Consider the following 9,386-nt stretch of genomic DNA (forward strand, 5'->3'; position numbering starts at 1 on the left):
GATGAACCAGTTTCTCTACTTATAGAGAAGATTACTGATGAAAAAAATCAGAAAGTCTTAGTTGGTGAAATAAAAAAACAAAAGTCTTTGCCTAAGATTACAGCCCCATTTCATATTCCTAGCAATTGGCAATGGTTATATTTACAGGATCTAAGCTCATATATTCAAAGGGGAAAAAGCCCTAAATATGTAGAAAAGTCAGATAAAATTGTAATTTCACAAAAATGTGTACGTTGGAGTGGTTTGGATATTAGCCCTGCACGATTTATTGACCCTAAAAGTTTAGAAAATTATGAAAAAATACGCTTTCTAAAAGATGGGGATATTTTATGGAATTCTACAGGGACTGGAACTATAGGTCGTGCAAGTCTATTTTTTCAGATTGATACTTATCAAAATATTGTTGCTGATAGCCATGTTACAGTTGTACGGACTTTAGGCAATATCTCTGATTACATATATTTAGTTATCCGTAGTCCATATATCCAAAAAGATTTAGAAAGTTCAGCATCAGGCACTACAAATCAGATTGAATTAAACACCTCTACAGTATTACAGACTAGAATACCATTACCACCAATTGAGGAACAAAAACGCATCGTAGCTAAAGTTGATGAATTAATGCAACTTTGTGATCAACTTGAACAGCAGCAAAATTTAAGCTCAGAAGCACATGATAAATTAGTTGACACGTTACTGAATGTTTTGATTAACTCATCTGATGTTGATGAGTTTCAACAGAATTGGCAGCGTATTTCAGAAAACTTTGATCTATTATTTACTACTGAATACAGTATTGAACAGCTAAAACAAACGATTTTGCAGTTAGCTGTTATGGGGAAGTTGGTAAAACAAGACCCCAATGATGAACCAGCAAGTGAGTTGCTAAACCAAATTGCTGAAGAGAAAGCGAAATTAGTAAAAGAAGGGAAGATTAAGAAGTCGAAGCCTTTGTCCGAAATTGATTTAGATAAAGTACCATTTGAAATTCCAGATAGCTGGGCTTGGGCTAGATTTTCTGAGTTAGGAGAGTTTGCTCGGGGTAAGTCAAAACATAGACCACGTAATGATCCAGCTCTGTTTAATCCACCAATTTATCCATTAGTCCAAACTGGTGAGGTTGCTAGAGCAGGAAATATTATTCTTGAATATCATTCAAAATATAGTGAAGTTGGTCTTGCCCAAAGTCGAATGTGGTCTAAGGGAACTTTGTGTATCACAATTGCGGCTAATATTGCTGATTCTGCAATATTAGGTTTTGATGCATGTTTTCCTGATAGTGTGGTTGGTTTTACACCAGTTGAGCCATTACACAGCGCTCGATATCTTTTATTTTTCATGAAAACAGCTCGACAGCAATTATTAGAATATGCACCTGCGACTGCTCAGAAGAATATTAATCTTGAAATACTTGAGTCAGTTTATATACCAATACCTCCATTAAATGAGCAAGAAAAAATAATTCAGACTGTTGATGAGTTTCTTAATATTTGTAATGTATTAAAAGATAAAATTAAACACGTTAATAGTATCAAGTGTGAACTTTCAGATGCTTTAGTATCAAATGCTTTAAAAGATTCGAATAGTATTGGTAAGCCTAAAGTTGCCGAAAATCTTATTCATTTTGAAAAACCAATTGAGATAGTTAAAAATTCGAAGCAAAAAAGTAGTGATCAAATTGATTTATTTACAGATGAAAGCGTTGATGATGATTTGAAGCTTTTATCTTTAGCTGCTGAAATCACGTTTCAGTTGCATACAGAGCAAACTTTTGGTCATTTAAAACTGCAAAAGTTGATCTACTTATGCCAACAACTAAAACATATGGATTTGGCGGCTGACTTTAAACAACATGCCGCTGGTCCATATGATCCAGTTATGGCACGTTATTTAGATAAAAAGTTTAAAGATCATGAGTGGTTTAGTTACGATCCTCAGCGAGACTTAAAGTACAAACCTCTCAGTAGATGTAATGATCATAGATCTGCATTTAATAAGTATTTTGCTAAAGATGTGACTGCGATTTATGACTTAATAGGACTTTTTAGAACAAGCAAGTCTGATCATATAGAAATTGTAGCAACGTTGTTTGCTTGTTGGTTGCGTTTTCTTGAGCAAAAGCGATTAGTTACAGAAGAGCAGCTTCTGAAAGACTTCTATGCATGGTCTCAAGAGAAGAAGCGATTTAGTAAAGCTGAAGTACTTAATGGGTATAAGTGGATGAAGCAAAATTTAGTTGTACCATTGTAAAATGTTTAAAATTTAATAAGAGATATAAAGTTAAATGTTTAACAGTCAAATTTGAAACATCTTTTTTTGTAATTTAACTATATAGTTATTAAAAATGGCTACTTAATAGAGGTAATCAATGGCTACCAATGGACATGAATATTGCGTTCAAAATGCTTTTAATCGGTCACATGCTGGCAGATATATATATGTTGTAGCTATGGGTATTTCTTGGATAGTAATCTATATTTTTTTAAAATTTAATGGTGAACTCTCCCCATTAGAAAATATTGTAATTTCAAGTTTAAGTACGGGTATATTATTTTTAGCTTGTTACTTTTTATTTGATAAATGGGTGTGGAAATGGAACTTGTTATTTCATTTTTTAAAATACCCTGATATTTCTGGTGAATGGGAGTGTATTGGTAAAACATCCTATCAAGAACTTGATAATGAGTTAGTGAAATCAAACAACTCAGAATGGCAAGGTAAAGTAACTATAATTCAAACTTGGGATAAGCTAAGAATTAGAATGGAAACTAAATACTCTACTTCTGAGAGTATTTCAGCAGCCATTATTTATGATGAAATTGATTCATATAAGGTTTTATATAGTTATAAAAATGAGCCTAAAGACTTAGATCATAAAGAACTACGAACCCATTTAGGTTTTGTAGAACTTCAACTCAACAAGAACTCAAAAAGTGCTTCCGCCAAATACTATAATGTAAGTGGTAGAAGAACTTTTGGCTCAATGGAATGGAAAAAATTAAATTGATAATGGAAAAAATTTTAGTGATTCTTTAGATGAAAAGCCCAAATCCTGACATAAATCACTTACTAAATTATCTAATGCAATACTCAGTGTGGTGAGAGAAGTTAATTTGTCAGCGGAATCAAAAATTTTTCTAGTCCCATCAGGAGTGTCTAAAGATTTTGCATAATTTGGATTGTGATATAAATAATCCAAAAACCTTTGGGTTTCTAAAACAATACCAAGAGAATGGTTTTTGCTATTTTTTAAATTATCCCTATTAGCATGGTACATAACAGACGCTAGGTCATAGCTGCTTAGCGTAATCTTTGAGCCTTCGTCAATTAAATCAGCTTTGATAGTTTTACATAGCCGAATGGATTTTCTTAATGAACCTTCTGTTAAATACTGGCAAATTAATTTAATCCAATAAATATGGGAAAAGGGTAAATTTAGAAATGTTGTAGGGATCTTTTTATCTAAAACGTTTATTCCTCTTAAATATTCAGACCCTTTGTTCTTATATTCATTCGTTTCGACCCAATGAGATGGGACTACATCTACATCTCTTGGTAATGACCCTCCTGTAAGGCTTATGCATTTTCCACCAGTATTATCAATTTTAACAGCGGGATATGCTTGCTTTAGCTCATGAAAACTAGAATTTCTTAATTGTTGTAGAATTTTTATATCTTCATTTCTTAATAAAGTTGTACAGTCTTCTGAGCGATAGTGATTTTTATGTATAACTAATAGATCAACATCACTGACTCCCTTAATATGGATATCTAAAGGTACAGAACCTTGCAATTTATATTCTGTAGCTAATCCATGGTTTGTCAGTCGAGTTTTAAGTTGGTTTTCAATTCTTTTTGCAGTTTCAATACCAATTTCAGTGTACCTTTGGTCCACTGCTTGCATAGCTCCAATTGAATAGCGTATAGATGGTTTAGTTGAAATATTTTCCCAAAGTTCACGTTATTCTGAAGTGAAGTAAATTCAGAATAAGAAGTGACTCCAGTTCCTATGCTATCGAATAGGTTATAACTAAGATCTTTAGCTTTTCTCCTTTTTTCTAATCTTTTTAATCTATCATCAAAATTAATTTTAGCCATGAAAAATACCCAATTTAATCTTAAATATAAATTGGGTACATTAAAAATATTTCAATGAATTTAAATTAAAATATTTGTTAGTTTACTTATTTTGATATTTCCATATTTATGAGAAATAGATTTACCAGATTAATGTATGTAATCAAGAGCAAGTAATTAGATTAAGAACATAATTTAAAAAAAATAGAGCCATTAGGCTCTATTTTTTTATTTAGTGAGTTGTTAAATAAATTTGTAACAATCTCGAAATATGTGTCAAAAATCTCACATTATCTGTCATTCAGCGGACGGCGAAAGTATTACCAGCTTAACGCACCACCAGTCTGATAGTCTGTTACACGCGTTTCAAAGAAGTTCTTCTCTTTACGCAAGTCCATCATTTCAGACATCCATTGGAATGGGTTGTTCACACCTGCAAATTGCTCAGGTAAGCCCAACTGAGCCAAACGACGGTTGGCAATGAATTTTAAGTATTCTTCCATCATTGCTGCGTTCATGCCTAATACGCCACGTGGCATGGTGTCACGCGCATACTCGATCTCAAGCATAGTACCTTCAAGAATCATTTGAATGATTTCTTCTTGGAATTCCGCTGTCCACAAGTTTGGATTTTCGATTTTGATTTGGTTGATCATGTCGATACCAAAGTTCAAGTGCATAGATTCATCACGTAAAATGTATTGGAATTGCTCAGCAACACCATTCATTTTGTTACGACGACCCATAGACAAGATTTGGCTGAAACCGCAGTAGAAGAAGATCCCTTCAAGTACACAGTAGAATGCGATCAAGTTGCGAAGCAAGATTTGATCCGTTTCAGGTGTACCTGTTTTAAACGTAGGATCACTTAACTGTTGAGTGTATTTCAACCCCCATGCTGCTTTACGTGCTACTGATGGAACTTCACGGTACATGTTGAAGACTTCACCTTCATCCATGCCCAAAGATTCGATACAGTACTGGTAAGCATGTGTATGAATCGCTTCCTCAAAAGACTGACGCAAAATGTACTGACGACATTCTGGGTTGGTAATATGACGGTAAATCGCAAGTACCAAGTTATTGGCAACCAATGAGTCAGCAGTTGAGAAGAAACCTAAAGAACGCATCACAATCGTACGCTCATCTTCGGTTAAGCCATTTTCAGACTTCCAAAGCGCGATGTCATGGTTCATGTTGACTTCTTGTGGCATCCAGTGGTTTGCACATCCATCAAGATATTTTTGCCAAGCCCATTCGTATTTGAATGGTACAAGTTGGTTCAAGTCAGCACGACAGTTAATCATTGCTTTGTCGTCAACTTGTACACGTTGTGCACCCATTTCAAGCTCTTCTAAGCCTGGTGCTACATCTAGATGTTCTAGAGCGTTAGATGCTCTTGCCAACGGATCGGTTGGATCTGTTGTTCTATTTGTACTGGTTCGAGCGGGTTGTGCAGTTGCCACAGACGACGATGTGTGCTGTGCATGAGATACCACTTGCGAATCAGTCGTTTTTTTCGGTTCGACGGGCGCAGGCTGGTGAGCTTGTGCAGCTTGTTTCGGTTCATCATCTTCAAAATCGTCCCAACTTAGGATAGACATGTTTGTTCTCTCTTCGTTGCTTTATATCTGTTATGGACATCTCACAAACGAAGATGTCACTACTATACGCTCATTATGTGTAAGCAAAATTAAGTTTTGCTGATGAATGTACTCAATTTGTTCGTTTGAGTAGATATCTACACTACTTATTTTGCTTACGCTTTTGTTGCTTACGAATGGCAAAGAATGCATACGCAACAGGAATATAAAAAATTAAAAAGGCTAAGATCAGTGCGATTACGCCTAACTCATAGTCATGACTTAAATGGAACATTTCTTAGTCCTAATTAATTTTTTGGAAGAGCCTTAAAGTAAGGCTCCTTTCAATCATTTTTTAGATGATTTAGTAGGCTTTACTGTTTCAATAATTGTGGTTTTGGGGTGCTTTTTTGCATATTCCAAAGTCACATATTGACCAGTGATAGCACTTCGAGCAGCTTTATTAGCCATGACTCATACCTCATTGATACAAACTTAAGATGACTCTTACTGGCTCGATAACTAATTCAATGATAGAATCACTCTCGCATTCACATATGCCAGCCTCGTTGTGACCATCTATGTATCACTTCGAGATTGTAAGCCTTCTAGTTAGTTTTGACGGACGCTAGAGGGCTTTTTTATTGCCTAAATTTGGAATCCCCCTAAATCCCCCTTTGTTAAGGGGGACTTTTCTCCCTCCTTTGAAAAAGGAGGGTCGGGGAGGATAAAAAATTACTGACAAGCTTCGCAATCAGGATTGTCGATTGAACATGCTTGAGGAACTGGTGCTGCATTTGCAAAACCATCTTCTTCAGCAGGTGCTGCAGGTTTAGTTTCAGCAACTGGAGCTGCAACAGTCGTTGGTTTAACTGCGTTCAATGCACCTGTATTGATTGTCGATTTCTCGGCAGAAGTCGCACCCAGTGCACGGAGGTAATAAGTCGTTTTAAGACCACGTAACCAAGCCATCTTATAGGTGATGTCCAATTTCTTACCATTTGCACCAGAGATGTAAAGGTTAAGCGATTGCGCTTGGTCGATCCATTTTTGACGACGTGATGCAGCATCTACGATCCAACGAGTATCGACTTCAAACGCAGTGGCAAAGATTGCTTTTAATTCTTCAGGAATGCGGGCAATTTTTTGTACTGAACCTTCGAAGTGTTTCAAGTCATTAACCATCACAGAGTCCCAAAGACCACGATCTTTTAACGCACGTACTAAGTACGGGTTGATCACTGTGAATTCACCAGAAAGGTTAGATTTCACATAAAGGTTTTGGAATGTAGGCTCGATAGACTGAGAAACACCACAAATATTTGAAATGGTTGCAGTCGGTGCAATCGCCATCACGTTTGAGTTACGCATACCGTCTTTTTGAACTTTGGTACGTAAAGTATCCCAGTCCAAACGTTGTGTACGATCAACTTCGAACATACGTTCAGGACGTGATTTAGCCACGATTTCTAAAGAGTCGATTGGAAGAATACCTTGATCCCACAATGAACCTTTAAATGTTGAATAAACACCACGTTCAACAGCCAAGTTGCTTGAAGTTTCGATTGCATAGTAGCTGATCACTTCCATAGATTCATCAGCGAAATCAACCGCTTCATCAGAACCATAAGCAAGCTTCATTTCATATAAAGCATCTTGGAAGCCCATGATCCCCATACCGACTGGACGGTGTTTCATGTTTGAGTTTTGCGCTTGTGGTACAGCATAGTAGTTAATGTCGATGACGTTATCGAGCATACGAACAGCGGTTTTCACTGTACGAGCCAATTTTTCACGGTCGAGTTTGCCGCCTTGAACGTGTTGTACAAGGTTGATCGAACCTAAGTTACATACTGCGATTTCATCTTTATTGGTATTTAAAGTGATTTCTGTACATAAGTTAGATGAATGCACAACACCAACGTGTTGTTGTGGTGAACGTAAGTTACATACGTCTTTGAATGTGATCCACGGATGACCCGTTTCAAACAACATCGACAACATTTTGCGCCATAAGTCTTTCGCACGGATTTTCTTATGCAGCATGTTTTGTTCTTTGGCAATACCTTCGTAGTACGCATAACGTTCAGCGAATTCTGCACCCGTCAAATCATGAAGATCAGGAGTTTCTGATGGTGTGAATAATGTCCATTCAGCATCTTCAAATACACGTTGCATGAACAAGTCTGGAACCCAGTTTGCAGTGTTCATGTCGTGGGTACGACGACGGTCATCACCTGTGTTTTTACGAAGCTCTAGAAATTCTTCAATATCCAAGTGCCAAGTTTCTAAGTATGCACACACCGCACCTTTACGTTTACCACCTTGGTTGACCGCAACAGCAGTATCGTTGGCAACTTTAAGGAAAGGTACAACACCTTGAGATTTACCGTTTGTTCCTTTGATGTATGAGTTCAAAGCACGAACTGGTGTCCAGTCATTACCTAAACCGCCCGCCCATTTAGAAAGTAAGGCATTGTCACGCATCGCACCATAGATGTCATAAAGGTCATCTTGGATGGTGGTTAAATAACAGCTCGATAACTGAGGACGTAAAGTTCCTGAGTTAAATAATGTCGGCGTAGATGCCATGTAGTCGAAGCTAGACAATAAGTCATAGAATTCGATTGCACGGTCTTCTTTATTTTCTTCGTTGAGGGATAGACCCATCGAAACACGCATGAAGAACAATTGCGGAAGTTCAAAACGGACATCATTTGAATGAATGAAATAACGGTCAAATAAAGTTTGTAGACCTAAATAAGTAAATTGGTTAGAACGCTCAGGTTTGATCGCAGCCGCCAATTTTGCAAGATCGAAGTTTAAAAGTTCTGGAGATAGAAGTTCTAACTCGATCCCTTTTTTCAAATAGGTTTCAAGTGCGTCATTTTCTAAAGTATCAGTCGCTAAACCTAGGAATTTAAGACCAGTTGCAACTAAGTTGTCACGGAGTAAACGTGCAGTCACATAAGTATAGTTTGGTTCTTGTTCGATACGGGTACGTGTTGCCATCATCATCGTAGTTGAGATGTCAGACTCTTTTACACCGTTATATAAGTTTTTAACAGTTTCATCGACAATGGCTTGAACATTAATGCCTTCCAAGCCTTCACTTGCTTTTTCGATAGTCGCTTGTAGTTCGCCCAAATCTAGAGGCTGAAGCTGACCATTCGCATCTGTGATTTGTAAAGTAGGATGGTGATGAGCATTGGTTTGTTTACGTGCTTCTGAACGTTGTTCACGGTAGATCACATAAGAGCGAGCAACTTTTTGTTCGCCTGTACGCATCAAAGCCAATTCAACTTGGTCTTGAATTTCTTCAATATGAATCGTCCCACCAGAGGGTAAGCGACGATTAAAAGTATTTAAGACCATTTCTGTTAATTGTGTAATACGGTCATGAATACGGCTTGAATCGGCACTTTGTTGACCCTCAACAGCCAAGAAAGCTTTGCCAATTGCTACAGAGATTTTTTCTGCATCAAACGGGGCAACATCACCAGTGCGTTTAATCACTTGAAGTTGACCAGGGGGGGTAATGGCGTTCATTGTCAGCGTAGCTCCATTGTCATCATTGTTATGTTTATGGACCATTTGAATCGCAGCAACATAGCAAATATGTCGTTGTGATGTTTGAGGACTAAACACAATACTTAGTGGTTTAATTTAAATTAGGACACAAGATACGGTAAAAATTAGGGGAGATCAATATTGACATTTCGATAA

7 protein-coding genes are annotated in these 9,386 nt (G+C 36.9%); 2 read left to right on the plus strand and 5 right to left on the minus strand.

What is annotated here, in order from left to right; genetic code table 11:
- Together AVJ19_RS19555 and AVJ19_RS19560 are read left to right on the plus strand one after the other, a co-directional pair.
- On the plus strand, nt 1–2,250 hold a 2,250-nt coding region (locus AVJ19_RS19555), incomplete at its 5' end, for a restriction endonuclease subunit S (protein ID WP_111861238.1).
- Nucleotides 2,251–2,368: 118 nt separating this feature from the next.
- Entirely contained in the window at nt 2,369–3,007 is a 639-nt protein-coding gene (locus tag AVJ19_RS19560; protein ID WP_111861239.1) for a hypothetical protein, read from the plus strand.
- Here AVJ19_RS19560 and AVJ19_RS19565 read toward each other — a convergent pair.
- The 5 genes from AVJ19_RS19565 to AVJ19_RS19580 all read right to left on the minus strand — a co-directional run bounded on the left by AVJ19_RS19565 (nt 2,999) and on the right by AVJ19_RS19580 (nt 9,254).
- A complete protein-coding gene (locus AVJ19_RS19565; protein ID WP_228203412.1) occupies nt 2,999–3,904 on the minus strand; it encodes a hypothetical protein in 906 nt (301 codons plus the stop codon). The genes AVJ19_RS19560 and AVJ19_RS19565 overlap by 9 nt on opposite strands.
- A 493-nt stretch (nt 3,905–4,397) precedes the next feature.
- Entirely contained in the window at nt 4,398–5,681 is a 1,284-nt protein-coding gene (locus AVJ19_RS19570; protein ID WP_111861240.1) for a ribonucleotide-diphosphate reductase subunit beta, read from the minus strand.
- Nucleotides 5,682–5,823: 142 nt separating this feature from the next.
- Nucleotides 5,824–5,955, minus strand: coding sequence for a preprotein translocase subunit YajC (locus AVJ19_RS19575; RefSeq protein ID WP_111861241.1), 132 nt, complete (start codon nt 5,953–5,955; stop codon nt 5,824–5,826).
- A 53-nt stretch (nt 5,956–6,008) separates the two neighbouring features.
- On the minus strand, nt 6,009–6,131 hold the full coding sequence (locus AVJ19_RS22705; protein WP_265736095.1) for a hypothetical protein: 123 nt from the start codon (nt 6,129–6,131) through the stop codon (nt 6,009–6,011).
- Between the two features lie 264 nt (nt 6,132–6,395).
- Nucleotides 6,396–9,254 carry a ribonucleoside-diphosphate reductase subunit alpha gene (locus AVJ19_RS19580; protein WP_265736096.1) on the minus strand — a complete coding sequence of 953 codons (2,859 nt, stop codon included), beginning with the start codon at nt 9,252–9,254 and terminating at the stop codon, nt 6,396–6,398.
- Nucleotides 9,255–9,386 lie beyond the last annotated feature (132 nt).

This window comes from Acinetobacter sp. CFCC 10889 (assembly GCF_003268395.1).
In the GTDB taxonomy this organism is placed as follows: domain Bacteria; phylum Pseudomonadota; class Gammaproteobacteria; order Pseudomonadales; family Moraxellaceae; genus Acinetobacter.

Bases quoted from the DNA above. Each gene is read 5' to 3' on its own strand.
- AVJ19_RS19560 (WP_111861239.1), top strand. From the start codon at position 2,369: ATGGCTACCAATGGACATGAATATTGCGTTCAAAATGCTTTTAATCGG.
- AVJ19_RS19565 (WP_228203412.1), bottom strand. From the start codon at position 3,904: ATGCAAGCAGTGGACCAAAGGTACACTGAAATTGGTATTGAAACTGCA.
- AVJ19_RS19570 (WP_111861240.1), bottom strand. From the start codon at position 5,681: ATGTCTATCCTAAGTTGGGACGATTTTGAAGATGATGAACCGAAACAA.
- AVJ19_RS19575 (WP_111861241.1), bottom strand. From the start codon at position 5,955: ATGTTCCATTTAAGTCATGACTATGAGTTAGGCGTAATCGCACTGATC.
- AVJ19_RS22705 (WP_265736095.1), bottom strand. From the start codon at position 6,131: ATGGCTAATAAAGCTGCTCGAAGTGCTATCACTGGTCAATATGTGACT.
- AVJ19_RS19580 (WP_265736096.1), bottom strand. From the start codon at position 9,254: ATGGTCCATAAACATAACAATGATGACAATGGAGCTACGCTGACAATG.